We start from the raw sequence: 25,482 nt of genomic DNA, 5'->3' as shown, positions 1-25,482 counted from the left end.
GACCGCAAGCTGCCACCCGATCGGGGTGGGCCGCCGCCGGGGCAAGCCGGGTGCCGGGTCATATCGTGGAAGCGATGGACGTCGAGCGCAGGCCTGGGCGCCGCGGGCGGGTCGCTCGGGGCCCGGTGGAGGACAGCGGGCCCGTCGCCGGGTTCGCGCGGCGGCTCTGGGAGCTCAAACGCGCCGCCGGTGACCCCTCTTACGACCGGATGCGCGACGAATACGGTGCGCTAGCTTCGAAATCCGCGCTTTCGGCCGCCGCGCGAGGACAGCATCTGCCCAGCTGGGAGACGTCCTGGGAGTTCGTGCGCGTGCTGGCCGTCGGGGTGCTGGACGGCGACGAGGACGAGGTCCGGCACGACTGGCGCGGCGAATGGGAACGCGCGCGGGACGCGTTGACCGTCGGCCCCGTTCCCGAACCCGCTCCGGAACGAGCGCGGCGGACGGCGTTCGTGCTCGCCGGGGCCGTGGCGCTCGTACTCGTGGCGGCGCTGGTGTTCGTCTTCGTGAATCCCTTCGGTGCGGAGCCTGCTTCGCCTTCGGGTGACGTGTCCGAATTCGTCTCCGACGTGACCGTGCCCGACGGCAGCGAGGTGGCGGCGGGATCGACCTTCGTGAAGACGTGGGAATTCCGCAACGCCGGAACGGTCGGATGGGTCGGCCGTTATCTCGTGCGCGCCGGTTCGTTCGGCAACCCGGGCGAATGCGTGACCCCGGAGCGCGTCCCCGTCCCGCAGACCGCGCCCGGCGACCACGTGCGCGTCTCGGTCGAGGTCCACGCGCCCGGGAATCCGGGGCATTGCCAGGTCTACTGGAAGATGGCCGACGAACAGGGTCACATCCTGCTGCCGCACAGCCGCGCGGTGTACTTTTCGGTCCGCGTCCTTTGACCTTCGGGCCCGATGGCCAAAGCGTTGACCTGCACGGACGTTCTTCGGCCGGCCATGGCCATTTCCCGGCCGAGAATCGCTTTCCGAGCACCCGTGAGTGTCTTTAACGTCATCGGCGTCCGGTGATTCCGGATGGGGATTTTCCGAAACACTCTCACATTATTCTCGGAAAGGGAATCCATGCGTCCGTACGTCAAGGTCGCCGCACTGGCGGGGGCCGCGCTCACCATGGCGCTCCTGCCGGTCACCGCCGCGCAGGCGGCTCCGGCGCCCGCCTCGGGCAGTGATCCGATCATTACCTGCGAATCCGGGTACCACGGCTGGATGCGGCGGGCCGGAAAGGACGCGATCTGCCTGAAGCCGGGCACGCGTACCTGGGATATCAAGGTCTTCGAATGCGCCGGGGACCTGACGCTGCACTTCAAGAACGGCCAGAAGGTCTATTGCGGCGGGAACATGAAACTCGGCCTCGATCTGGCCAACCAGACCAATGTCGTCAAGAGCGTGGTGGGGAACCGATGATGAAGAAGAAGCTGCTCGCCGTCGTCCCGGTCGCCCTCGCGGGCACCCTGCTGATGGCACCGTCCGCTTCGGCGGCGTCGAAGGTCTGCTCCGGCGGGCCGCTGATGGGCGCGTCGACCAAGGTCGTCCAGGTGAGCGCGGGTCAGAGCATCGACATCACCGTGCACAACCACGACTACCGGGGAATGCTCGTCCAGATCATCGACGACACCTTCGACAAGGGACTCTGGAGCGGGGCCATCGCGCCCGGCAAGGAGCGCACCGTCAAGCACGGCATCCTCGGGGAGCCGCCGGTCGGGCACAAGATCCGGTTCGAGGTGACGTCCAACCTCTCGAACAACTACACCTACCGGATCTCTTCGGACCGGTGCTACTGACCTGATGCGTTTAGTCCTCTACTTGCGGTAGTTGCACGCGCAAGGACCGCGAGTAGAGGACTAATTGCGGGGTTTTAGGAGGCCCCGCACGGTGTCGATGGTGTCGGCGTCGGCGGCCTCTTTGTCGGGCCGGTATCGCACTACCCTCGCGAAACGTAAGGCCAGGCCGCCGGGGTACCGCGTGCTCACCTGGGCGCCGTCGAGTTCGATCTCGACGACGATCTCCGGCCGTACGTGCACCGCCCAGTCCGTGCGATGGGTCTCGATCTCCTGGAACGTCTTCGTCTGCCACGCGAGCAGTTCGTCGGTCATGCCCTTGAACGTCTTGCCGACCATGATCGGCGGCCCGCCGTCGGGGTCGCGCGCGCCGAGGTGCAGGTTCGACAGCGTGCCGGTGCGCCTGCCGTGTCCCCATTCCGCCGCGAGGACGACCAGGTCGATGGTGTGCACCGGTTTCACCTTCAGCCACGCGCGCCCGCGCCGCCCCGCCGCGTACGGCGAGGCGAGGTCCTTCACCATCACGCCTTCGTGCCCGGCCTCCATCGCCGCTTCCAGGACCTCAGCGGCGGAGGCGGGCGCGATCTCGCCGGGGATCACGTGCTCGCCGGCGACCTTGTGCAGCGCGGCGTTGCGTTCGGACAGGGGCGCGTCCAGCAGGTCGACGCCGTCCAGGTGCAGGCAGTCGAAGAAGTACGGCCGCAGCAGCAACGCCTTGACCTGCTCCTCGCGTGTGCTGCCGAACCGGCTCATCGTCTCCTGGAACGGCCGCGGCCTGCCGTCGTCGGTCAGGGCCAGCGTCTCGCCGTCCAGCACGACCGACGTGCAAGGCATCGAGCGCACCAGCTCGACCAGTTCACCGACGCTGCCGGTGATCTCCCGCAGCGTCCGCGTGTAGATGTGGACCTCGTCGCCGTCCCGGTGGACCTGGATCCGCGCGCCGTCCATCTTGTACTCGACCAGGGCTTCGGCGTGCTCGGCGATCGCCTCGTCCAGCGATTCCGCCGGTGACGCCAGCATCGGCCGGATGGGCCTGCCCAGTGCCAGCCGGAACTCCGCCAGCCGCTCCTGGCCGCCGGTCATCGCCGCCAGCCCGGTCACCGGCAGCTGCCCGGACAGCATGAACGCGCGCCGGACATGCTCGACCGGGATCTCGGACGCCGCCGCGATGGCGTCCACCATGATCCCTTCGAGCGCGCCCTGCCTCAGCTCACCGGTGAGCAGCCGGAACAGGAACTCCTGCTCGGCCTTGGTCGCCTTCGTGAACAGCGCCCGCAACGTCTCCGCCCGCAGCTTCACCGAACCCGAACCGGACGCCGCCCCGACCGTGCCGAGTGCCGTGTCGATCTCCGCCACGGTCAGCGACGGCTCGGCGGCCGGTGCCGCGTCCAGCTCCGCCAGCGTCCGCCAGCCGGTGCCGATCCGGCCCTGGGTCGGCTGCCCGGTGAGGAACGCGACCACCGCGGGCAGCTCCAGCTCCCCGGCGGCACGCAGCAGTGCGGCCAGGGTGGCGATCTTCGCCTTCCTGGACCTCGTGGCGGCCAGTTCGGCCGACGCGGTCACCACCGCGGTGAACAACATGGGTCCATCATCACCCCGGCCACCGACAGTTTCGCGCCGAGCGGGTCAGGCGTGGGCGGGATCCGCGACCCAGCTGGCGAGCAGGCGGAGCGCGCGTTCGCTGTCGGAGCCGGGTTCGGGGGTGTAGATCACCAGCGCCTGGTCCGGGTCGTCCGGTAGCCGCAGCGTCTCGTAGCGCAGCCGCAGTTCGCCCACGATCGGGTTGATCATCACCTTCCACGCGTGCGCCTTCTCGCGCACCGTGTGCTTGGCCCACAGCTTCCGGAACTCCTCGCTGCCGAGCGAGAGCTCACCGACCAGCTGGGCGAGGTACGGGTCGTCCGGGTACTTCCCGCTCTCGGCCCGCAGGTTCGCCACGACCTCTTTCGCCACGGTTTCCCACTCCGGGTGCAGGTCGCGGGCGCGCTCGTCGAGGAAGAACATCTTCGGGATGTTGCGTTCCCCCGGCGCGCAGCCGGTGAAATCGAAGGACAGCGCGGAGCCGAGCGGGTTCCAGGCCAGCACGTCCAGATAGCGGCCGAAGACGAACGCCGGGGTCTGGATGGCGTTCAGCATCAGCTGCAGTTCCGGCCGGACCCGCTGGGCACGCGGCCGCGCGACGCGCTTGCGTTTCGGGGCGGCCAGATTGCGCAGGTAGGTCGCCTCGTCGTGGTGCAGCCGCAGCGCCCGGCTCAGCGCATCGAGGACGGAATCGGACACGTTGCGGGCCCGGCCCTGCTCGAGCCGCGTGTAATAGTCGACGCTGATCCCGGCCAGCTGCGCCAGTTCCTCCCGCCGCAGCCCCGCGACCCGCCGCTGGTTGAAGCCGGTCGGCAGGCCGAGGTCGGACGGGTCCAGCGCGGCCCTGCGTGCCTTGAGGAAGTCGCCCAGTTCGGCCGTGTCGGTCATGTCGACAAGTATCCAGGATCCGGGGACCGGCGTGCCTGGTCCTGACAGACCCAGGTTGCGTTCGCCCTGGTACGGCGCTGGTCAGGGCACCAAGGTCGAGCTCATGCGACGACGAATTCTGGGCGGTACGGGCATTTCGGTCAGCGAGTACGCGCTGGGCACGATGATGCTGGGCAAATGGGGCAATCCCGATCACGAGGACGGCGCCCGCATCATCCACGCGGCGCTCGACGGCGGGATCAACTTCGTCGACACGGCCGACATGTACTCCGACGGTGAGAACGAGCGGATCGTCGGCAAGGCGCTCAAGGGCCGCCGCGACGACGTCGTCCTCGCCACCAAGGGGCATTTCCCGATGGGCGACGATCCCGGCTCGCGCGGCAACTCCCGCCGCTGGCTGACCCGCGCGCTGGAGGACAGCCTGCGCCGGCTCGGCACCGATCACGTGGACCTGTACCAGATCCACCGGCCCGACCCGACGGTCGACATCGACGAGACGCTGTCCGCGCTGTCGGATTTCGTGCGTTCGGGCAAGGTGCGCGCGGTCGGTTCGTCGATGTTCCCGGCGGAGCAGATCGTCGAGGCGCAGTGGGTTTCGCGGCAGCGCGGGCATATGCGGTTCCGCACCGAGCAACCGCCGTACTCGATCTTCAACCGTGTCATCGAAGGCGCGGTGCTGCCGACGGCGCAGAAGTACGGCATGGGCGTGCTCACATGGAGCCCGCTGGCGTCGGGCTGGCTTTCCGGGCGGTACGGCAAACCGTCCGATGTGGACCTCACCGAAGGTCGCAAGGCGTTGCAGCGGCACAAGTTCGACCCGGCGCTGCCCGCCAACGCGGCGAAGTTCGAGGCTGTCGCCGAACTCAAGAAGCTGGCCGCGGAGATCGGCCGCCCGATGACGCATCTCGCGACGGCCTTCGTGCGGGCACATCCGGGCGTGACGTCGGCGATCATCGGCCCGCGCACCTTCGAACAGCTGGAAGACCTGCTCGCCGGGGCGGACCTGGTGCTGAGCGGCGACGTGCTCGACCGGATCGACCGGATCGTGCCGCCCGGCACCGACATCAACCGCGCCGACGCCGATCACACGCCGCCGGCGTTGAGCGACAAGACGTTGCGGCGCCGCTAGTTCTGACGCGGGATCACCAGGTCCTCGCAGGACTTCTCGTCGGGGAGCAGCGGCCGGAAGACGACCCGCCAGGTCGTCTCCGCCGTCCTCCACCGGGTCGTCGGGACGGCGGATCTGGCGAGGTTCTCGGCCTGGCGTAAGGCATCTCCTTCCACGACGACACAACGACCGCCGTCGACGCTCTGGGTACCGGCGAAAGACGCGAAAGGCCAGGGACGCACGTCGGTTTCTTTGGGGTACGTCGACGACGCCCAGGCGATGGCGGCCATCCGCGTCGGCCGATAGTGCTCGGGGACGGCTTCGGCTTCCTTCGCCACCTCGGCCAGGTCGTCCTGGAAGTCGGCGAGTTCCTCCAGCCTGCCGCCGTACTCGCTCGTCGGGGTGGCGGCCCGGACCTGGTGCCGCCGGCCTTCCCCGCCGTACAGCGTGAAAACGAGCAGGAAGCCGTCGAGTACATCGTCATTGGGGACGAACTCGTCGCGGTCCAGGTCGGCGCCGTGGGCCGCGGCGTAGACGTTTCGCACCGCCCGATCGTCCAGTCGTTTCGTGCTGACGACCTGGAGTGTTCCCTCGGGCTCGCCGGGTACGAGCAGCCGTCCGCCGCCATAGAGGCTGAACTCGGGGAGCACGGCGGGTTTCGGGCTCGGCATGCCGACATAGGTCTTGGTGCGCAGCACCAAGGTTCCCGGGTCCGTCGGCGGTGGAGTGTCCGGGCCGCAAGCGGTCAGACCCAGCAAGAGCAGCGGTATCAAGGTGATCCCCAGGCGCATGCCGGTGAGACGGAAGTGGCACGCGTTCCGGTTGCGTGACTTATGGTCCTGTCGAGCACGACCAATGTGGCCCTGTTCTTCGGGCCAATGAGCCGACATCGTGAAGGCATGAACAGGGAACGCGCGAGTACGGCGATCGGCGTACTGGGGGTGCTGATCGTCGGTGGATCCGTGCCGGTGACGGGAATGCTCGACGACTATCCCGTGCTCACCGGGCAGGCGGTGCGCTACGCGGTGGCGGGGGTGTTGCTGTTCGCCTGGGCGCGGCTGATCGGGCGTCCGCTGCCGTTGCCGCGCCCGCGGGATCTGCCGTCGCTGATCGCCGTCGCGGCGACCGGGATGATCGGTTTCCAGGCGTGTCTGCTGTTCGCCCAGCGCTACGCCGAACCCGGCCTGGTCGCCGCGTTCCTCGGTGGCACACCGCTCGTGCTCGCGATCGCCGCACCGCTGGCCAAGGGAAAACGGCCGTCCTGGGCGCCGGTGACCGGTGCCGTGTTCGCCGGCCTCGGGATCGCCGTGCTTTCGGGTGGCGGCGCGGCGCGCTGGCAGGGTCTGGTGCTCGCCGCGCTGGCGATGGTGTGCGAGGCGCTGTTCACGCTGCTGGCCGTCGGCTTGCTGGAGCGCCTCGGCCCGCTGGCGACCGCGACCTGGAGTTGTTGCGCCGCGGGGATCGGTGGCGCGGTCGTCGGCACGATCGCGGACCCGGTGGGCGCCTGGGCGTGGCCGGACGGACGCGAACTGATCGCGTTGGGCTACCTGACCGTCGTCGTCACGGCGATCGCGTTCTTGCTGTGGTACTCGGCGGTTTCGGTGCTGGGAGCAGACCGGGCCGGCGTGCTGGTGGGGCTGATGCCGGTCTCCGGTCTGGGCGTTTCCGTGGCGCTGGGAATGCAGGATTTCCGCTTCCCGCACCTGATCGGCGTCGCGCTGGTGTCTTCAGGCGTCGTGATCGGCCTGCGTCGCCGCGAGCTCGGTGAGCCTGGCGCACTTGAGGCCGAAGTGCTTCACGAGGTCGCCACCGATGACCCAGACCATGGGCAAGCGCATCGGGCCGCCGAACCTGACGTCCTGGACCAGTTCCGTCCGGTCGTCGTCGACCGCGGTCAGCCTGAGCACGATTTCCATGGAGCCGAGGGGAATCGGCTGACTGAAGGCGACCTCGCGATCCTCGGCCCAGGACGTGATCGTGAACGGCTCCGCGACCTTTGAATGCAACGGTCCGCGCAGAAACCCTGTCGGCACGAGGAAACCGGTCGTTCCGGCCTCGGCCGGGCCGTGTAGTTCCGCGGTGACGAGGTCGGGATCCCATTCGGGCCACCGGGTGAGGTCGCCGAGGAAAGGCCAGAGGGCGGACGGGCGGCAGGGCAGGATCTCGCGGGAGGTTCTGGTCCAGGTCATACCCCGACGATATACGGAACTGACAGTCTCGTAAACTGTGCCGCATGTCGCACGCCAGGCGCGGAAGGCCGCGGGAAGAGGGAATCGACGACGCGGTCCGCGAGGCCGTGCGGGCGCTGCTGACCGAAACCGGTTACCAGCGCTGCACGATCGACGCGGTCGCGGCGCGGGCCGGGGTCGGCAAGGCCGCGGTGTACCGGCGGTGGCGGTCGAAGGCGGAACTCGTGTTCGCCGCGGTGATCCACCCCGTGGAGCTCGAACCGCCGCCGGACACCGGCTCGCTGCGGGGTGACGTGGAAGCCGTCCTCGACGATATCGAGTCCTCTTTGGATGGTGAGGAAGTCAAACGCGCGTTGCCGTCGCTGCTCGCCGACGTCCGGGCGGATCCGGCGCTGGAAGCCCGGTTCGCCGCGGTGTTCCTCGGTCGTGAGCTGGGTTATCTGGTCGCGATGCTGGATCGGGCCGTCGCGAGAAAGGAACTCTCGCGACGGCCCGAACCCGTCCTCGTGCACGCGATCCTGCTCGGCCCGGTGCTGACGTGGCTGCACCTGTTCGCCGAACCCGTGCCGCCCGGCGGATTGGCGGCTTCGCTCGCCTCACCGCTCCACGCGGCAGTGGTCGCGCTCGACGTTTAGCGGCCTCCGCGTGCCATCCGGAGTACGTCGAGCGCCTCGTCCAGCTGGGCCTCGGTGAGCTTGCCGTTCGCGATGTGACCGCGTTCGATCACGACCTCGCGGATCGTCTTCAGCTCCTTGAGCGCCAGCTTCGCGATGGCGGCGGCCTCTTCGTAGCCGATGTAGGAGTTCAGCGGCGTCACGATCGACGGCGAACCTTCGGCGTACTCGCGCGCGCGTTCGGCGTTCGCCGTCACACCGGCGAACACCTTGTCCGCCAGCAGTCGCGAGACCGCCGCGAGCAACCGCGCGGATTCGAGCACGTTGCGCGCGATCACCGGCAGGTTCACGTTGAGCTGGAAGTTGCCCGCCGCGCCCGCGAAGGCCACCGCCGCGTCGTTCCCGATCACCTGGGCGACCACCTGCAGCGTCGCCTCCGGGATCACCGGGTTCACCTTGCCCGGCATGATCGACGAGCCCGGTTGCAGATCCGGCAGCGCCAGTTCGGCGAGCCCGGTGCGCGGGCCGGAACCCAGCCAGCGCAGGTCGTTCGCGATCTTGTTCAGCGACACCGCGACCGTGCGCAGGTGCCCGGAGGTCTCGACGACGCTGTCCTGCGTCGCCTGCGCCTCGAAGTGGTCGCGCGCCTCGGTCAGCGGCAGCCCGGTCACCGAGGCCAGTTCCTGCGAAACCGCCGCGCCGAAACCCTCGGGCGCGTTCAGCCCGGAGCCGACCGCGGTGCCGCCGATCGGCAGTTCACCGAGCCGCGGCAGGCCCGACCGCAGCCGCTCGACGCCGAAGCGGACCTGCGACGCCCACGCGCCCGCCTCCTGGCCGAGGGTGATCGGGACGGCGTCCATCAAGTGGGTGCGGCCGGACTTCACGATGTCCTTCCACTCGGCCGCCCGCGTCTCGATCGCGGCGGCCAGGTACTCCAGCGACGGGACGACGTCGGCCAACACGGCTTCCGTCGCGGCGACGTGGATCGTCGTCGGGAAGGTGTCGTTGGAGGACTGCGAAGCGTTGACGTGGTCGTTCGGGTGCACGTCGCGGCCCAGCGCCCTCGTGGCGAGCGTCGCGATGACCTCGTTGGCGTTCATGTTCGACGACGTCCCGGAACCGGTCTGGAACACGTCGATCGGGAAGTGCGCGTCGTGCAGTCCCTCGGCGACCTCGTCGGCGGCCTTCGCGATGGCCTCGGCGACGTCGGCGTCCAGCACGCCGAGTTTCGCGTTGACCCGCGCCGCGGCCGCCTTGAGCAGGCCGAGCGCGCGGATCTGGGCACGCTCCAGGCCACGGCCCGAGATCGGGAAGTTCTCGACGGCGCGCTGCGTCTGCGCGCGGTAGAGGGCGTTGACGGGGACGCGCACCTCGCCCATGGTGTCGTGTTCGATCCGGTATTCCTGTTCAGCCATGCCTCAAGTTTCGCGCAGGGACACCGCGCGCGCTTCGTGTCTTTCGGCACCCGCGCGCGTTCGGCACCCGGGGAGAGGACGCCGAGCGCTAGGATCGAATGTGTTCTCGATCACGCCGCCCACCACCGGCCGGAGAGTGCCCATGAGCGAGCCCGCTGGGGAAACGTCGTACGACCTCGTCATCATCGGGGCCGGACCGACGGGTCTGTTCGCCGCCTACTACGCGGGTTTCCGCGGCCTTTCGATGGCCGTCGTCGATTCCCTGCCGGAGGCGGGCGGACAGGTCACCGCGATGTACCCGGAGAAGATGATCTACGACGTCGCCGGATTCGCCGAGATCCGGGGGCGTGACCTGGTACAGGGCCTGCTCGATCAAGCGGCCCCGTGGAAACCCGCGTATCTGCTGGGGCGGAAGGCCGAAAAACTCGAAAGCGTCGACGGCGGCGTCACCGTCACCCTCGATGGCGGCGAGACCCTCCGTGCCGGAGCGGTGCTGATCACCGCCGGGATCGGTGAGTTCACCCCGCGCCCGCTGCCCGCCGGCGACGGCTGGCTCGGCCGCGGCATGGTCCACTTCGTCCCCGCACTGCAGGCGCACGCCGGCCACCACGTGGTCGTCGTCGGCGGCGGGGACTCCGCCTTCGACTGGGTGCTCGCCCTGCACCCGGTCGCCGCGAGTGTCACCCTCGTGCACCGGCGCGCTCGGTTCCGCGCCGCCGAATCCATCGTGCGGCAGACGCGAGAACTCGGCGTCCGGATCGTCACCGACGCCGAAGTCACCCGGTTCATCGACCGCTCCGGTGCGCTGGCGGAGGTCGAAATCCAGGTCAAGGGCGCCGAACCCGAGGTGCTGCCCGCCGATTCGGTGGTCGCCGCGCTCGGCTTCACCGCCGACCTGGGGCCGATCGAAAGCTGGGGGCTGCAGATCGACCACCGCGCGATCGCCGTCGACTCGACCATGGCGACCGCGCGGGATCGCGTCTACGCGGCCGGGGACGTCGCCGCGTACCCGGGGAAGGTCAAGCTGATCGCGACCGGGTTCGGGGAAGCGGCGACGGCGGTCAACAACATCGCGGTCGCGCTGGATCCGGACGCGCATCTGTTCCCGGGACACTCCAGCAACGCGGAGTAGCGCGCGCTATGAACGGCCCGTTACTTGCAAAATTTGCAAGTAACGGGCCGTTCATAGCACTTCAGGCGGGCGGGGCGGGCGTAGACGGCGTGATCTTCTCCGCGATCCACTGCGCGTAAGCTACCACTGAAGTCGCGATGGAAGGCGACGTCGCGCAGACCGGGTCGGCGTTACCCGGACGGCTGATCGTGCCCAGCAGCGTCCACTTGTCGGCCGCCTTGGCGATCTCCGGCCCGCCGGAATCGCCGTAGCACGAACCCGATTTCCCGCCGGGGTTGTCGGTGCACAGTTCGACGGCGCCGTCGAACTTCGCCGTGCAGCGCGTGCCTTCGACGATCTGCGTGTCCAGTTGCTGCAGCTTCGCCGGGCCCTTGCCACAGCCCGAAGTCGGGCAGGTCTGGCCCCAGCCGAGCAAACGCGTCGACGTGCCCGGCGCGACGACCGCCCCGATCGTGATCGGGGCCGCCTGCACCGGAGCGGCCAGCCGCACCAGCGCGAGGTCGCCGCCGGCGTGCTCGGGATCGGGGTTGTAGGCCGGGTTCACGATGATCTCGGCCGGCTTCGCGATTTCGCCGCCCTGGGTGTTGTCGGCGCTGCCGATCCGCGCGCTCAGATTCGCCGGGTTCTTGCCTTCGACGCAGTGCCCGGCCGTCACCAGCCAGTCCGGCGCGATCAGCGCACCGGCGCAGAAAGCCTTACCGGACGCCGAATGCAGCGAAACGATGAACGGATACGGCTCGTCGGCGTCTCTGCCCCCGACGAGGTCGCCCGCGCCCGTGGCCTGCCCGACCGGCGTCAAGACCATCGCCGCCAGCAAGACCACGAGCACGCGCTTCAGCACGGATTCTCCTTAGGGGAGCGGGGGAACAGCGTCGGTTTCGAGAAAGTCGTCGAGGTGGCCGTCGAAGTTGACCGAGGAATACGAGCGGAGCTTGGTCAGCCGGTGGTAGCCGTCGATCATCCGGACGGTGCCGGACTTCGAGCGCATCACGATCGACTGGGTGGTCGCGCCGCCCGCGCGGTAGTGCACGCCGCGCAGCAGGTCGCCGTCGGTGACGCCGGTGGCGCAGAAGAACACGTTGTCGCCGCGGACGAGGTCGTCGTTGCCGAGCACTCGGTCGAGGTCGTGGCCCGCGGCCAGTGCCTTCTCGCGCTCCGCGTCGTCCTTCGGCCACAGGCGGCCCTGCAGTTCGCCGCCGAGGCACTTCATCGCGCAGGCCGCGATGATGCCTTCGGGGGTGCCGCCGATGCCGAGCAGCATGTCGACGCCGGTGCTCGGCCGGGCCGCGGCGATCGCGCCGGCGACGTCGCCGTCGGAGATGAACCGGATGCGGGCGCCCGCGTCGCGGACCTCCTTGATCAGCTGCTCGTGGCGCGGCCGGTCGAGGATGCACACGGTGACGTCGGAAACGCTGGAGTTCTTGGCCTTCGCGACCCGGCGGATGTTCTCCGCGACCGGGGCGGCCAGATCGACCTTGCCGGCGGCGTCCGGGCCGACGGCGAGCTTCTCCATGTAGAACACCGCGGACGGGTCGAACATCGCGCCGCGTTCGGCGACCGCGAGCACGGCCAGCGCGTTCGGCATACCCTTGGCCATCAGGGTCGTCCCGTCGACCGGATCGACCGCGACGTCGCAGTCCGGACCGTCGCCGTTGCCGACCTCTTCCCCGTTGAACAGCATCGGGGCTTCGTCCTTCTCGCCTTCGCCGATGACGACGACACCGCGCATCGAGACGGTCGAGACGAGCTGGCGCATCGCGTCCACTGCGGCGCCGTCACCGCCGATCTTGTCCCCGCGCCCGACCCAGCGGCCCGCGGCCATCGCGGCGGCCTCGGTCACGCGGACCAGTTCCATCGCGAGGTTACGGTCGGGCGCTTCACGGCGTCGGGAAGAGCTGGCGGACGGGGTGGGGGTGGGCATGAGGCCTCCCGGGTCAGGGAACTCGGCGGGGTCCCAGTCTCTCAGATACCCACGGCGGTTCGGTGGCTCGAGAGCATGGTGAACGTCACTGACCGTTGCCGGTCTCGTCTTCGACCGACGACAGCGCGGCCTCGATCCGCTCGCGGGCGCCTTCGAGGTGGTGTTCGCAGACCTTCGCCAGTTGCTCGCCCTTTTCCCAGAGAGCGAGTGACTGCTCCAGGGACAGCCCGCCCGCTTCGAGTTCGCGGACGACCTCGACCAGCCTGTCGCGGGCCTGTTCGTAGCCGAGTTCGGCGGTCTCCCCACCGGTTTTGCTCACGCTGTGCTCTCTCCCACCGGACGTCGGTGCCTGCCGATACCCGCGCAGACTACCGCGCCGGCCATCGCATTGTCGTAACCCACGAAGGCGAGAGCGAACTCCTGGCCGTCACCCTCCGCGATCGCCGCGACGAGGTTCTCCTGCGCCCGGGCCACCCGTTTACGGTGCCCGGAGCCGTCCGCGAACCACCATCGGGTGCCGACGTGCTCCGCGGTGGCCTCCGACAGCCTGCGCAGTTGCGCGTCCAGTCCGCGCTTCGTGCTGAATTCGCAGCCCGCCAGCAGCACCGTCCAGCATTCCGCGGCGGTGCGGTCGGTCAGCAGCGCGGTACGCAGGACTTCCGTGGCGTCGGCGCGCCGGGCGGCGTCCACGGTCAAAGGCAGAAAACTCGCCGTCACCTACGCTCCTCCGGCCTCTCTTGAGACGACAGCGCCGAGCGCGCCGTCGACCACGCGGACGCGCAGATTCGCGCCGTCCGCGACTTCGGAGACGGACCGGAGTACCTGGAGGTTGCCTTCGGAGTCGGTGTACTGCACCACCGCGTAGCCGCGTTCGAGCGTCGCCGCCGGGCCGAGCGCGGTCAGCCGCGCGCGGGCACTGGCGATCTCCGCCTGATCCTTGGCGAGCAGGGTGAGCATCGCGCGGCGCCCGCGTTCGCGGTGGATCTCGACGTCGTCGAAGCGACGCTGGATCGGGCCGAGCGGGTCGGCGAGCACGGGACGGCTGCGCATCTGGGTCAGCAGCCTGACCTGGGTGTCCACCCAGCCGTGCAGCGCGCGGCGGCCGCGGTCGCGCATCTGGCGGACCCGCTGGGTCTCCTCGCGGACATCGGGCACGATCCGCTTGCTGGCGTCGGTCGGCGTCGAGCAGCGGAGGTCGGCGACGTGGTCGAGCAGCGGGGTGTCCGGCTCGTGCCCGATGGCGCTGACCACCGGGGTCCCGGCAGCGGAAACCGCGCGGCACAAGGCTTCGTCGGAGAACGGCAGCAGGTCTTCCACGCTGCCGCCGCCGCGGGCGATCACGATGACGTCGATATCCGGGTCACGGTCCAGTTTGGACAGTGCCTGGAGGATCTGCGGTACCGCGAGCGAACCCTGCACGGCGGTGTTGATCACCTTGAACGCGACATGCGGCCAGCGGGCCTGCGCGTTCACCAGCACGTCGCGTTCCGCCGCCGACGCGCGGCCGGTGATCAGGCCGATTCCCTTCGGCAGGAACGGGAGCTTCCGTTTGCGTTCGGGCGCGAACAGGCCCTCGGCGGCCAGCAGCCGTCGCAGTCGCTCGATCCTCGCGAGCAGTTCGCCGATGCCGACCGCGCGGATCTCGTTCGCGCGAAGGCTCAGCGAACCCCGGTTCATGAAGAACGTCGGTTTCGCGTGCACGACGACGCTCGCGCCCTCACGCAGCGGCGGTTCGATCGTGCGCAACAGGCCCATCGGGCAGGTGACGGACATCGAGACGTCCGCCGACGGGTCGCGCAGCGTCAGGAACGCGGTGTTGGTGCCTTGGCGGGCCGAGATCTGCGTGACCTGACCCTCCACCCAGACCGCGCCGAGCCGGTTGATCCACTCGCCGACCTTGCGGGCGACCGTGCGGACCGGCCACGGGTTCTCGGCGGAGGTGGACGGACCCGCCGGGGAGGAAGTGGGCTCGGCGCTCACTGGCCTTCCGCGCTGTCGCCGTCTGTTTCCGCCTTCTTCACGTTGCCGATCCGGCGGGCGAGCATGCCGACGAACGACGGACGGTCGGCGTTCCCCCGTTCGTAGGTCAGCAGCTCTTCCAGCTGGGTCAGGTCGAACCGGCGCAGGCGGGCCCGCAGCTGCGGCAGGGTGAGCGTGTCGTAGTCGTCCAGCCCGGCTGGGCCGGAATCGACCGGGGCGCTCACCGTGTCGAACGAGCCGTCGGCGTGGTCCTCGGCGAGCGCGCGCTCCTCCTCGGCCCAGGGGTCTTCGGTGAGCTGTTCGAGCTCGGAGAGGTCCCGGAGGTGGCCGTTGGACTCGGCACGCGGCGCGGGGACGGTGGTCTCGGCGGCTTCGTGGTCCTCGCGTAGCGGGATGACGCACGAGTCGCGCTCGTACCGGCGTTCGTTCACGTCCGGCGGGAGATCTTCGTCGAAGGTGGCCCAGCTGGGTGCGTCCTCGACCGGGCGAAGGCCCGACAGCACGTCGTCGCCCTTGATGGCGAGCTCGGTGACCTGCTGCTGCACGCGCATGGAGAACTGGAGCACCTGGCTGACCACGGTGACGGGGAGCCCGGTGAGCTGCTTGGGGAGATCGCGAACCCGCTCGGCGGTGGTGGCGGCGAGGCCCGCGGCGACCCGGAGGGGGAGCGGGAGAGGCTTCATACGTCTAGCCTGCCGTATCTGGTCCATCCTGCCCAACCGAACGGGTGGGTCGGCTTACCGGACGTGACTCCACGCACATCCTTTCGGGGGGTGTGCAGGTCACCTGAACGTGAGTGCGAGGAGCCCCCGGCACAGGCCGTACCCTGGGGGCATGAGTTCAGCGAGTCCCGGAATCACGCCCGCCGGCAGCCCGACGATCACCGAATCCGGTGTGCCGGCAGGTGGCAAACGTGTCCTTCTCGCCAAGCCTCGTGGCTACTGCGCGGGCGTCGATCGCGCCGTCATCGCCGTCGAAAAGGCACTCGAGCTCTATGGCGCACCCGTGTACGTGCGCAAGGAGATCGTGCACAACCGGCACGTCGTGGAGACCCTGCGCGATCGCGGCGTGATCTTCGTCGACGAGACCTCCGAGGTGCCGGAAGGCGAACTGGTGGTGTTCTCCGCGCACGGCATCTCGCCCGCGGTGCACGCCGAGGCCGCCGAGCGCAACCTGCGGACCATCGACGCGACCTGCCCCCTGGTGACGAAGGTGCACAAGGAGGTCAACCGGTTCGCGAAGGACGACTACGACATCCTGCTCATCGGCCACGAAGGCCACGAAGAGGTCGAAGGCACCGCAGGCGAGGCTCCCGACAAGGTGCAGCTCGTCGACACCGCCGAAGACGTCGACAAGGTCCATGTCCGCGACCCCTCGAAGGTCATCTGGCTCTCGCAGACCACTCTTTCGGTGGACGAGACCATGGAGCGCGTCGACCAGTTGCGTGACCGCTTCCCCGGTCTGGCCGACCCGCCCAGCGACGACATCTGCTACGCCACCACGAACCGCCAGGTCGCGGTCAAGGCCATGGCCGCCGAGTGCGACCTGGTGCTGGTGGTCGGCTCGACGAACTCGTCCAACTCGAAGCGGCTGGTCGAGGTCGCGCTGAAGGCCGGAGCGCGCGCGTCGTACCTGATCGACTTCGCGAAAGAGGTCGACGAAGCCTGGCTCGAAGGCGTTGAGACCGTCGGCGTCACGAGCGGCGCTTCGGTCCCGGAGATCCTGGTCATGGACCTGCTGAAGTGGCTGGCCGAGCGCGGCTGGGACAGCGTCGACGAGGTCACCACGGCGAACGAGAAGATCGCGTTCGCACTGCCGCACGAGCTGCGGAAGGCCGGCAAGGCCTGACCCTCAAGACCGGAAAAGGGCCGTTCGAGAACTTCTCGAACGGCCCTTTTCACTGCTCAGAGGGTTGCGCGGGAGCAAAGGTCCCTTGCTCTCAGCGCTCGTCGTCCCAGGGGCGGGAGCGGCGGGGCGGCTGACCACCGCGGCGCGGGTCGTCCGCACGCGGCGGACGGCGGCGCGGGGCACCCGGAGCGCTTTCGCCACGGGGGTCGCGGCGGCGGGGTTCGCCGCCGTCTTCCGGCCGCGGACGACGAGGCTGGCGTCCGGGAGGAGGAGGTTTGCGCGCACCGGGTTCGGCCTCGCGACGAGGACGGCGCTCGTCCTCGGCGGGGCGGCGGCGCGGCGGAGCGTCGTCCCGGGGCGCACCACCACGGCGCGACGGCGGGGGCGGAGTCTGCCCGGTCCGGGCGCCCGGACGGCCCCGGCCTGCCGCGGCGGCGGCGGGCCGGACAGCGGGCTTGGCTTCGTCGCGACGCGCGTCTTCACGGCGTTCCGGCTTGGTGTTCCCCTTCACCTTCACCGGGGCGTTCGGGTCGCGTTCGCGGTAGATCCGGAAGATGCCGATCGCCAGCGTGACGCCGGTGGTGATGGCCATCGTCGGGAAGCCCTTGATCAGGGGGGTGCCGACGTCGAACGCTCTCGACAGCAGATCGGTGCCCTTGCTCCCGTCCGAGGTCAGAAGGATGACCCCCGGGACGGTCACGGCCAGGACCAGGGGCGGCTGCACCATCGGGCCGAACAGCCCTCGGCGCTGCACGGCCACCACGGCGGCCACCGCGCCGAGCGCGTAGCACGCCTTGAACAGCAGCCCCAGTTCCTTCTGCATCATCATGTCGACGAAGGCGCCAAGGATGGCGAGCCCGAAGCCCACCAGGACGGCCGCCCACCAGGGCAACCCACGCCTGGCGCCGACGAGGGGACGCTCGTCCCAGGAAACGGGAACGTCGTCGGCATCAGGATCGCTCTGGCGATCGCGAATCGCGGTCACAGGCTCCACCGTATATCCAAGCAGCGGGCATACCGCCAACAGGCGGTATGTCTATCGCCTGGTAGTGGTCATTCCGGACCACCCGGACGGACTGTCCGGGGGCCTCCTGGAGGTAGTACGTGCGACCGGGCGACAAGGTTGTCGTGAGCGGCGAACCGGAACCACGGGTTCCGGAACCGCAGGTCAGACAGGGCCTGGACCACTCACGAGGCCGGGAGTGGGGAAGATTTGGGCCGTCCAGAGGCTCGAATCCTCCCCACTCGCGCCCGTATCCGCCCTGAACCGGGATCGTGTGGACCGAGACGCGGGAGCTGTGTGGAAATAGGGACGTCAGATGATGCTGTTGGCGAATTCGTGGCCGAGTGGAAGATCCCCTGGTTGTCGCGTGAGCTGAGGGAGGACGCGCGTGTTTGGACGGCGATCACGCGTGTCCAGACGGCGATCACGCGTGATCGCCGTCCAATCACGGGTGACGTCCATCGACGCACACCCGTCCCGGCCACGAATTCGCCGACAGCATCGTCAGATGTCCCCAAATCCCCACACCCCCTCGGTCCGGAGAGACACTCAGACCACCACGCGACGATGTAGGAATTGGGACGTTGAGTGTCCCAATTCCTACATCGTCAGCCCCGTGACCACACGGAACGCCGTCACGGCCGTAGGTGCACAAGTGAGCGTCCCCTTAGAACCGTCATCGCCATTCACGAGGCCGGGAGTTCGTCCGCCTTCCTGATCATCGGCACCTGCGCGGGGCTGCCCGCCGCGTCGGTCAGCGGCGAGACGGTGCTCCGGAAGCTCTCGAGCGCCTCCAGTTCTCGGCGCCGCGCGGAGATGAAGCGCTGCAGGTGGGTGCTCGACAGGTTGAGCGCGTCGACCGCGTTGCCCGCCGCCCGGTGCGCGGCGGCCGCCCCGGCCCGGACCTGCTCGACGTCTTCGACCAGGGCCCGCTCGGTCGCGGCGAACAGCGCGGCGGACGCCAGGACGGCGAACCCGGTCGGACCGCAGACGAACACCCGCCGGTCCAGCATCCAGCGCAGCAGTTCGGGGTCGGTGTCGAGCGCGGCCACCACGGCGGCGTCGGACGGGACGAACATGATCGTCCCGTAGATCGCGTCGGCCCAGCGCTGATAGCCCTTGCCCGCCAGTTCGGCCGCCCGCGACCGCAGTTGCCGGACGTGGACGCGGAGCGCGTCCAGCCGCTCCTCGGGATCGTTCGTTTCCACCGCTTCGGCCCAGCACGCCATGCTGGCCTTGGCGTCGACCGGCACCGTGCGCCCGCCGCCGACCCGCAGCACCATGTCGGGTTTCGCGGCGCCACCGCCGGCGAGATCGGTCTGCAGGGTGAAGTGCAGTTCCTCGCGGAGCCCGAGCGCGCGGGCGGTTTCGAGCAGCACCTGTTCGCCGAGCTCACCGCGGCCGCTGATCGAGGCGAACGCCACCTCGTACCGGCGCAGCGCGAGCTGCTGCTGATCCGCCTTGCCGCGTTCGGCGGCGACCAGTTTCGCCGCGGCGTCCGCCCGCCGCATGCCGTCGTTGTACAGCCGCCACAACAGCGCGACCGCGACGAGCAGCAGCAACGCGAGCACGACGGCCGCGGTGGTGATCACCGTCGCCACCGGTACCTCCCTGGATCCGAGTCGGGGACATCATGGCGGAACCCACCGACAAAACCGGATCGGCCGGTCGCGCTCCGTATCTGACCTGCGTGGTCCCCGGCGTGTCGGAAAGCGCGGCGCCGCCAAGGGCGCGCCTCCCCTCTTCGGTCGGTGTGCGGCCCTACCTTGGGCTGCGTGAAGCTCCTGCACACGTCCGACTGGCATATCGGCCGCACGTTCCACGGCGCCGATCTGCTCGCCGAGCAAGAAGCCGTGCTCGGGCACCTCGCAGACCTCGTGGTCGCCGAGTCGGTCGACGTCGTGCTCGTGTCCGGGGACATCTACGACCGCGCGGTGCCCTCGGCGGAGGCCGTCCGCGTCGCCACCACCGCGCTGGGCAGGCTCCGTCAGGCCGGGGCGCAGCTGGTGATGACGCCGGGCAACCACGATTCCGCGCCGCGGCTGGGCGCGTTCGCCGACTTCGCCGCGGCGGGCGGGCTGCACCTGCGCGCCACGATCGACGGACTCGCCGAGCCGGTGCTGCTGCCCGACGAACACGGCGAGGTCGCCCTCTACGGCATCCCGTACCTCGAACCGGAGCCCGCGCGTCACGCCCTCGGGGTACCCGGGGCCCGCGGGCACACCGGCGTCCTCACCGAAGCGATGCGGCGGATCCGAGCCGACCTCGCCGGCAGGCCGCCCGGAACACGTTCGGTGGTGCTCGCGCACGCCTTCGTCACCGGCGGTGAGCCGACCGCGTCCGAGCGCACCATCGCCGTCGGCGGTGTCGAGCAGGTGCCGGGTTCGGTGTTCGACGGCGTCGATTACGTCGCACTCGGCCACCTGCACGGCCCGCAGACCCTCGCCGAGCATCTTCGCTATTCGGGCAGTCCGCTGGCGTACTCGTTTTCCGAGACGCGCCAACGGAAATCGGTGTGGCTGGTGGATCTCGACGCCGAAGGCCTGGCCGAAGTCCGGCGGCACGAGCTGCCGGTGCCGCGGCATCTCGCCATGCTGAAAGGCGAGCTGGCGGACCTGCTCGCGAACCCCGAGCACGACGGTCTCACCGAACATTTCCTCTCGTTCACCGTGACCGACCGGGTCCGCCCGGTCGACGCGATGCGCAAACTGCGTGAGCGGTTCCCTCACGCCGTGCACCTGGACTGGCAGCCGGAAGGCGGTCACGACGGCTTGGCGTTGAAGTACGCCGACGCTGTCCGCGGCCGTTCCGACGTCGAGATCACGCGCAGTTTCCTCGAGGACTGCCGCGGATCCGCGCCCACGGAGAGCGAGGAGCGCCTCGTGCTGGCCGCCTTGGGCGCCGCGGGCAGGGAGCGCGAAGTATGAGGCTGCATCGGTTGGAGGTCGCCGCTTTCGGACCGTACGCGGGCCGCGAGGTGGTGGACTTCGACGTCCTCGGCGCCGACGGCCTGTTCCTCCTGCACGGCGATACCGGCGCGGGGAAGACGACCCTGCTCGACGCCATCGCGTTCGCGCTCTTCGGCACGGTTCCCGGCGCTCGCGGCGAGGTCAAGCGCCTGCGCTGCGATCTCGCGGATCATGACCAGGTCACCGAGGTCGTCCTCGAACTGACCGTGCAGGGCCAGCGGATGCGGATCGCGCGCAACCCCGAGTACCAGCGGCCGAAGCGGCGCGGCGAGGGGATGACCACCCAGCAGGCGAAGGCGGTGCTGAGCTGGGTCGGCACGGTGCCGGCCGGGCACGTCGCCGAAGGCATCACCCGGATCGACGAGGTCGCGCGCACGATCGAGCGGCTCATCGGGATGACGCACGAGCAGTTCTTCCAGGTGGTACTGCTGCCGCAGGGCGAGTTCGCGCGGTTCCTGCGCGCGAACACGGCCGAGCGCGAGGAGTTGCTGGAGCGGCTGTTCGGCACCGAGCGTTTCTCCGACGTCGAGGACTGGTTCGCGAACCTGCGGGCCGAACGCGGCCGTGACCTGCAGACGCGGCAGCAGTCCTTGCGGGAATGGGTCGCGCGGTTCGCCCAGGTCGCCCAGCAGGAAGCGCCCGAAGAAGGGCAGGCCGAGTGGGTCCGCGCGGTGCTCACGGAGTCCACCGAGCGCGTCGCCCAGGCACAGGAACGGGACACGAAGGCGCGCACCGCGGCCAAGAGCGCCGAGGCCGTCTGGCAGGAGGACCGGTCCACCGCCGACCGCATCCGCCGGGTGCGCACCGCCTACACGCGGCTGTCGGCGATCGCCGAACAGGCGGATCAGCGCGCGGAGTGGGCGGAAGAGGTCGAGGCGGCTCACCGGGCGGCGGGCGTGGCCGCGGAAGCCGACCTCCTCGAACGCAGGCTGGATCAGCTCGCCGAAGCCGAAGCCACCGAAGTGCTCCGGGCCGAAGAAGTACCCGACGCCGCGGACAGCCCTGCCGCCGAGCTCCGTGCTCGCGCCGGCGGGCTGCGCGAGGACGCCGGCGCGCTCGCCGAGCTCGTGGCCGAAAGCGAGCAGCAGCAACGAGATCTGGTTCGCCGCGACCAGCTGAACGCCGCCGTCGAAAAGGCGAAGAAGCAAGCCGGAGACTTCGTCGCCGAACTGGACACCGCGCCGGAGAAGGTCGTGGCATTGCGTGCCGAAGGGCTCGCTGCCGCTGAGGCCGAAGCGAAGCTCGACGGCGCCCGCACCCGTGTCGACGAGCTGACCGCGCTGGTCCGCGACGCCGACGCGATACCGAAGGGCCGACAGGTCGTCGAGAGGGCGCGTGTAGCGGTCACCGAGGCCGTGGACGGCCACCAGCAGGCCCGTCAGCACCGGCTGGACCTGCGGGAGCGGCGCCTCGACGGGATGGCGGCCGAACTCGCCTCCGGTCTCCACGCGGGCGAGAACTGCCCTGTCTGCGGGGCGACGGAGCATCCGTCTCCGGCGACGCATACCGGGGGTCTCGTCGATCCCGAGGACGAACGCCGCGCCGAAGCCGCGGAGCAGCAGGCACACATGCGGCGTGAGAAGGCGAAAGCCGCGTTGCAGGAAGTCGAGAATCGCCTGGCCGTTCTGGTCGAGCGGCTGGGCGAGCACACCGCGGAAACACTGCGGGCCGGGCTCGGCGAGGCGCGCGATCTGGTCGCCGCCTGGTCGGAGACGGCTCGCCGGAAGCCCGCTCTCGAGACCCAGCTCGGTGCCCTGGAACGGAAAATCGAGCAGCTGACCGAACAGCGTGGCGCGGCCGAGCGGCGTGCGGTCGAGGTCGCGGCCGAGGTCCGCGCCCTCGGCGAACGGCTGGAAGAACGGCGGATCCGCCTGGAGACCGCGCGCGGCGAGTTCGCCGATGTCGGGGCCCGGCGGAAGCACCTGCTGGGCTTTTCGGCCCGCCTCGAAGCGCTGGCCGAAGCGCGGCTCGCTGTCTTCGGCGCGGCCGAACGGCGTGACGAACAGGCGAAACTGGTCAAGGAAGCGTTGCGGGCCAAGGGATTCGCGGACCTCGACGCCATGCGCGCGGCGTCGCGGCCCGACGAGCTGATCGTGAAACTGGAGACGAGCCTCGCCGACGCCAAGGTCATGGAGAAGACCGAACGCCGGACCCTCGCCGAACCGGAGTTGTTCGGCATCGCGCCGGAGGACGAGATCGACGTCGCGGCCTCGGAGGACGCGGCGCAGGCGACCCGTGGCGAAGCCGAACAGTCACTCGTGGCCCTGCGCGCGGCGACGTCCCGGCACACCGACCTGACGAAACTGGCCGAGCGGATGACGTCCGTGATGGCGGACCTGGCCCCGGTCGAGGAGCAGTACCTCGAACTGAAGACGCTGGCCGAGGTGGTCAACGGGCGCGGGCAGAACGCGCGGAAGATGTCGCTGCGCTCGTACGTCCTGGCCGCCCGGCTGGAGGAGGTAGCGGTGGCCGCGACCGCCCGCCTGCGGACGATGAGCCAGGGCCGCTACTCCTTCGTACACTCCGACGCGGCCGGCGCTCGCGGTACACGCGGCGGCCTCGGACTCGACGTGCTCGACGACTACTCCGGCGCCATCCGGCCCGCGAAGACACTGTCGGGCGGCGAGTCCTTCCTCGCGTCCCTCTCACTGGCGCTGGGTCTCGCCGACGTGGTCGCCGCCGAAACCGGCGGAGCGCTGCTGGACACGCTGTTCATCGACGAGGGCTTCGGCACGCTGGACGCCGAGACGCTCGACATCGTCATGAACATCCTCGACGAGCTTCGCGCCGGCGGCCGCGTCGTCGGCCTGGTGTCGCACGTCGAGGAACTGCGGCAGCGGATCCCTACGCGCTTGCGGGTCCGGAAGGCGCGTACGGGCTCGAAGCTGGAGATCCACGCCGCCTGACGCCCTCACTCCCAGAAATGCTATGAACGACTCGTTACTTGCAAAATTTGCAAGTAACGAGTCGTTCATAGCGCGCGAGAGGGACTCAGACGGCTTCGTGGGTCAGCAGCCACTGCTTCGCCGCCACACCCCACCGGAAGTTGCCCACGGCGCCGCCGGTCCGCACCACCCGGTGGCACGGCACGAACAGCGCCGCCGCGTTCTTCGCGCACGCCGACGCGGCCGCCCGCACCGCCGACGGATTCCCCGCCAGCGCCGCGTATTCGGCGTAGCTCACCGGCTCCCCGGCGGGCACCTTCCGCAGGATTTCCCAGGCGTGCTCCCGGAAAGTGCCTGACCGCTGCCGAACCTCGATGTCGGCGACGGCGTCGAGGTCTCCGTCGTGGTACCGACGGATCGCGGTGCTCACCGGCCCGAGGTCCCGCCGTTCCTTCACCTCGCCGGGGGCCAGCGACGGCGAGATCAGCGGTGTCAGTTCGCCGACCTCGCCGGTCCAGCCCGAGGCGAGCACGGCCCCGTCTCCCGCCACCACGGCGGTGAACGGTCCGATCTTCGTGTCCATTGTGGACCAGTACGCGATGTTCATCGTCTCCCTTTCAAGCTCGCCACAAGTACATGCCGGCGTACGAGGACCAGGGCTGCCAGGCCCGCGCTCGTTCGGCCAGCGTCTTCACGTCGTCTGCGATTCCCAGTGCGGCCGCGCCTCGGCGCAGCGCCGGATCGCCGGTCAGCAGGACGTCCGGTGCGCCCAGGACGCGCATCAGGACATAGTCCGCGGTCCACGGCCCGATCCCGGGGAGTTCGAGCAGCTCCGCCCGTAACTCCACCGGATCGCGGCCGACGTGGACCGAAACGCCGTCCGCCAGCGCGGCGGCGACCGCGACGATCTCGGCCGGACCGTGTTCGGCGATCCGGGCGGCCGTCGGGAACAGGGTGGTCACCCCTTCCAGTGACTCGTCGCAGCTGGGTACGCGGTCGCCGAGGGCGTCGGCGAGCGAAGCCGCGTCGGCCGGGTCCAGCATCGCGCGCAGCACGAGTTCGTCACCGTCGACGGCGCCGGGCACCCGGATGCCGGGGATCGCCTCCACCAGCGGCGCGAGCGCCGGATCGGCGCCGAGGACCCGGGTGACGGCCTCGGGGTCGGCGTCGAGATCGAGCAGCCGCCGCACCCTGGCCACCGCGCTGCTCAGGTCGCGCAGATCGGTGAGCCGCAGGTCGCAGAGGACGTAGTCGTCCTTCGCCGTCAGCCACACCACGCCGGAGCCGTGCGCGAGCCGCAGTGTGCGCCCGTAACCGGTCACCCCGGCGGCGTCACGCGTCACATGCTCGACGCCGGGCACGATCCGGTCGGCCAGGAAGGTCAGCACGCCGTCCGCGTCGAACGGCTTGCGGAACGGCAACCGCAGGCTCAGCCGGGTCCCGGTCGGCGTCTCGAAGGGGCTGTTCTTGTCGGCCTTGCGACGCCCGCGACGCAGGCTCGCGGCGCGTAGCTGCGAAGGCGTTGTCGCGAACACCTCGCGGATCGTCTCGTTGAACTGCCGGACGCTGGAGAACCCGGCCGCGAACGCGACGTCGGTCAGCGGGAGCTCGGACATCTCGATCAGCAGCCGCGCCGAATGCGCCCGGTGCGCCCTGGCCAGCGCCAGCGGCCCGGCGCCGAGTTCCGCGGTGAGCACGCGCCCGAGCTGGCGTTCCGAGTAGCCGAGCCGTCGCGCCAGCCCCGGGACGCCGTCGCGCTCGACGGTCCCGTCCGAGATGAGCCGCATCGCCCGGGCGGCGAGGTCGGCCCGGATGTCCCAGTCGGGCGAGCCGGGGACGGCGTCGGGAAGGCATCGGCGGCAGGCGCGGAAGCCGTTGGACTGCGCGGCGGCCGACGTCGGGTAGAAACGGACGTTCTGCTGCTTCGGCGTCGACGCGGGGCAGGAGGGGCGGCAATAGATCCCGGTGGTGGCCACGGCCATGATGAACTGGCCGTCGAACCGGGAGTCACGGGCGGCGACGGCGCGGTAGCACCGTTCGGTGTCGCGCCACACGGCCCGCTCGGTCAGGATCTGCTCGGTCATGACATCGATGGTGCCACCAGGTCGGGGGCTCGGCTGGCGGAAATCCGACACGGCGATCAAGGCCCCGCCGACCGGCACC

24 protein-coding genes and 1 pseudogene are annotated in these 25,482 nt (G+C 69.9%); 10 read left to right on the top strand and 15 right to left on the bottom strand.

Going from position 1 to position 25,482, the window contains the following annotated elements; translation table 11 throughout:
• Positions 1-74: 74 nt before the first annotated feature.
• The 3 genes from ACLJRL_RS36035 to ACLJRL_RS36025 all read left to right on the top strand — a co-directional run bounded on the left by ACLJRL_RS36035 (position 75) and on the right by ACLJRL_RS36025 (position 1,789).
• Positions 75-890 carry an NBR1-Ig-like domain-containing protein gene (locus ACLJRL_RS36035; RefSeq protein ID WP_410660849.1) on the top strand — a complete coding sequence of 272 codons (816 nt, stop codon included), beginning with the start codon at positions 75-77 and terminating at the stop codon, positions 888-890.
• Positions 891-1,070: 180 nt separating this feature from the next.
• Complete coding sequence (locus tag ACLJRL_RS36030; RefSeq protein ID WP_410660848.1) at positions 1,071-1,412, top strand: hypothetical protein; 342 nt, start codon at positions 1,071-1,073, stop codon at positions 1,410-1,412.
• Positions 1,409-1,789, top strand: coding sequence for a hypothetical protein (locus ACLJRL_RS36025; protein WP_410660847.1), 381 nt, complete (start codon positions 1,409-1,411; stop codon positions 1,787-1,789). The genes ACLJRL_RS36030 and ACLJRL_RS36025 overlap by 4 nt, the downstream gene beginning before the upstream one ends.
• 60 nt (positions 1,790-1,849) lie before the next feature.
• On the opposite strand, the gene ACLJRL_RS36020 is transcribed toward ACLJRL_RS36025, so the two are convergent.
• Both ACLJRL_RS36020 and ACLJRL_RS36015 read right to left on the bottom strand, forming a co-directional pair.
• Positions 1,850-3,367, bottom strand: coding sequence for an ATP-dependent DNA ligase (locus ACLJRL_RS36020; RefSeq protein ID WP_410660846.1), 1,518 nt, complete (start codon positions 3,365-3,367; stop codon positions 1,850-1,852).
• 45 nt (positions 3,368-3,412) lie between these two features.
• A complete protein-coding gene (locus ACLJRL_RS36015) occupies positions 3,413-4,255 on the bottom strand; it encodes a helix-turn-helix domain-containing protein (RefSeq protein ID WP_410660845.1) in 843 nt (280 codons plus the stop codon).
• Between the two features lie 103 nt (positions 4,256-4,358).
• On the opposite strand from ACLJRL_RS36015, the gene ACLJRL_RS36010 reads away from it, so the two are divergent.
• Positions 4,359-5,384: an aldo/keto reductase gene (locus ACLJRL_RS36010; protein WP_410660844.1), complete on the top strand. Its 1,026-nt coding sequence runs from the start codon at positions 4,359-4,361 to the stop codon at positions 5,382-5,384.
• On the opposite strand, the gene ACLJRL_RS36005 is transcribed toward ACLJRL_RS36010, so the two are convergent.
• Entirely contained in the window at positions 5,381-6,154 is a 774-nt protein-coding gene (locus ACLJRL_RS36005; protein WP_410660843.1) for a hypothetical protein, read from the bottom strand. The genes ACLJRL_RS36010 and ACLJRL_RS36005 overlap by 4 nt on opposite strands.
• Positions 6,155-6,262: 108 nt before the next feature.
• On the opposite strand from ACLJRL_RS36005, the gene ACLJRL_RS36000 reads away from it, so the two are divergent.
• The gene (locus tag ACLJRL_RS36000) at positions 6,263-7,363 is read left to right on the top strand and encodes a DMT family transporter (protein WP_410660842.1); all 1,101 of its coding nucleotides are present in this window, start codon (positions 6,263-6,265) and stop codon (positions 7,361-7,363) included.
• Here the strand turns inward: ACLJRL_RS36000 and ACLJRL_RS35995 are convergent.
• Positions 7,250-7,552, bottom strand: a pseudogene (locus ACLJRL_RS35995) (SRPBCC family protein); the annotation flags it as partial. The gene ACLJRL_RS36000 and the pseudogene ACLJRL_RS35995 sit on opposite strands and share 114 nt — an antisense overlap.
• A gap of 44 nt (positions 7,553-7,596) precedes the next feature.
• Here ACLJRL_RS35995 and ACLJRL_RS35990 point away from each other — a divergent pair.
• Positions 7,597-8,187 (top strand): TetR/AcrR family transcriptional regulator, encoded by a 591-nt coding sequence (locus ACLJRL_RS35990; RefSeq protein ID WP_410660841.1) that lies wholly within the window; start codon positions 7,597-7,599, stop codon positions 8,185-8,187.
• Here ACLJRL_RS35990 and ACLJRL_RS35985 read toward each other — a convergent pair.
• Entirely contained in the window at positions 8,184-9,581 is a 1,398-nt protein-coding gene (locus ACLJRL_RS35985; protein WP_410660840.1) for a class II fumarate hydratase, read from the bottom strand. The two genes, ACLJRL_RS35990 and ACLJRL_RS35985, sit on opposite strands and share 4 nt — an antisense overlap.
• Positions 9,582-9,723: 142 nt before the next feature.
• Here ACLJRL_RS35985 and ACLJRL_RS35980 point away from each other — a divergent pair, with 142 nt between their 5' ends.
• Positions 9,724-10,713, top strand: a complete 990-nt coding sequence (locus tag ACLJRL_RS35980) for an NAD(P)/FAD-dependent oxidoreductase (protein WP_410660839.1) — start codon at positions 9,724-9,726, stop codon at positions 10,711-10,713.
• A 61-nt stretch (positions 10,714-10,774) separates the two neighbouring features.
• On the opposite strand, the gene ACLJRL_RS35975 is transcribed toward ACLJRL_RS35980, so the two are convergent.
• The 6 genes from ACLJRL_RS35975 to ACLJRL_RS35950 form a co-directional block, all read right to left on the bottom strand.
• Positions 10,775-11,554: a S1 family peptidase gene (locus ACLJRL_RS35975; RefSeq protein ID WP_410660838.1), complete on the bottom strand. Its 780-nt coding sequence runs from the start codon at positions 11,552-11,554 to the stop codon at positions 10,775-10,777.
• Between the two features lie 9 nt (positions 11,555-11,563).
• A complete protein-coding gene (gene glpX, locus ACLJRL_RS35970; RefSeq protein ID WP_410660837.1) occupies positions 11,564-12,634 on the bottom strand; it encodes a class II fructose-bisphosphatase in 1,071 nt (356 codons plus the stop codon).
• 85 nt (positions 12,635-12,719) lie between these two features.
• The gene (locus ACLJRL_RS35965; protein WP_410660836.1) at positions 12,720-12,953 is read right to left on the bottom strand and encodes an exodeoxyribonuclease VII small subunit; all 234 of its coding nucleotides are present in this window, start codon (positions 12,951-12,953) and stop codon (positions 12,720-12,722) included.
• On the bottom strand, positions 12,950-13,351 hold the full coding sequence (locus tag ACLJRL_RS35960) for a hypothetical protein (RefSeq protein WP_410660835.1): 402 nt from the start codon (positions 13,349-13,351) through the stop codon (positions 12,950-12,952). The genes ACLJRL_RS35965 and ACLJRL_RS35960 overlap by 4 nt, the downstream gene beginning before the upstream one ends.
• Positions 13,352-14,614: an exodeoxyribonuclease VII large subunit gene (gene xseA, locus ACLJRL_RS35955; protein WP_410660834.1), complete on the bottom strand. Its 1,263-nt coding sequence runs from the start codon at positions 14,612-14,614 to the stop codon at positions 13,352-13,354.
• Positions 14,611-15,297: a lipid droplet-associated protein gene (locus ACLJRL_RS35950; protein WP_410660833.1), complete on the bottom strand. Its 687-nt coding sequence runs from the start codon at positions 15,295-15,297 to the stop codon at positions 14,611-14,613. The genes xseA and ACLJRL_RS35950 overlap by 4 nt, the downstream gene beginning before the upstream one ends.
• Positions 15,298-15,448: 151 nt before the next feature.
• On the opposite strand from ACLJRL_RS35950, the gene ACLJRL_RS35945 reads away from it, so the two are divergent.
• On the top strand, positions 15,449-16,462 hold the full coding sequence (locus ACLJRL_RS35945) for a 4-hydroxy-3-methylbut-2-enyl diphosphate reductase (RefSeq protein WP_410660832.1): 1,014 nt from the start codon (positions 15,449-15,451) through the stop codon (positions 16,460-16,462).
• Positions 16,463-16,553: 91 nt separating this feature from the next.
• Here the strand turns inward: ACLJRL_RS35945 and ACLJRL_RS35940 are convergent, their stop codons facing one another.
• Positions 16,554-17,447 (bottom strand): DUF6542 domain-containing protein, encoded by an 894-nt coding sequence (locus ACLJRL_RS35940; protein ID WP_410660831.1) that lies wholly within the window; start codon positions 17,445-17,447, stop codon positions 16,554-16,556.
• Between the two features lie 704 nt (positions 17,448-18,151).
• On the bottom strand, positions 18,152-19,066 hold the full coding sequence (rmuC, locus tag ACLJRL_RS35935) for a DNA recombination protein RmuC (protein ID WP_410660830.1): 915 nt from the start codon (positions 19,064-19,066) through the stop codon (positions 18,152-18,154).
• 174 nt (positions 19,067-19,240) lie between these two features.
• Here rmuC and ACLJRL_RS35930 point away from each other — a divergent pair, with 174 nt between their 5' ends.
• Positions 19,241-20,392 (top strand): exonuclease SbcCD subunit D, encoded by a 1,152-nt coding sequence (locus tag ACLJRL_RS35930; RefSeq protein WP_410660829.1) that lies wholly within the window; start codon positions 19,241-19,243, stop codon positions 20,390-20,392.
• Complete coding sequence (locus ACLJRL_RS35925; RefSeq protein ID WP_410660828.1) at positions 20,389-23,340, top strand: AAA family ATPase; 2,952 nt, start codon at positions 20,389-20,391, stop codon at positions 23,338-23,340. Before ACLJRL_RS35930 ends, ACLJRL_RS35925 begins: the two co-directional genes overlap by 4 nt.
• Before the next feature lie 85 nt (positions 23,341-23,425).
• Here the strand turns inward: ACLJRL_RS35925 and ACLJRL_RS35920 are convergent, their stop codons facing one another.
• On the bottom strand, positions 23,426-23,926 hold the full coding sequence (locus ACLJRL_RS35920; RefSeq protein ID WP_410660827.1) for a methylated-DNA--[protein]-cysteine S-methyltransferase: 501 nt from the start codon (positions 23,924-23,926) through the stop codon (positions 23,426-23,428).
• A gap of 10 nt (positions 23,927-23,936) precedes the next feature.
• Positions 23,937-25,403, bottom strand: a complete 1,467-nt coding sequence (locus ACLJRL_RS35915; RefSeq protein WP_410660826.1) for a DNA-3-methyladenine glycosylase 2 family protein — start codon at positions 25,401-25,403, stop codon at positions 23,937-23,939.
• Between the last annotated feature and the right edge of the window lie 79 nt (positions 25,404-25,482).

The organism is Amycolatopsis sp. lyj-112 (assembly GCF_046549055.1).
Lineage (GTDB): Bacteria > Actinomycetota > Actinomycetes > Mycobacteriales > Pseudonocardiaceae > Amycolatopsis.
This window is presented reverse-complemented; position numbering and strand designations above follow the sequence as displayed.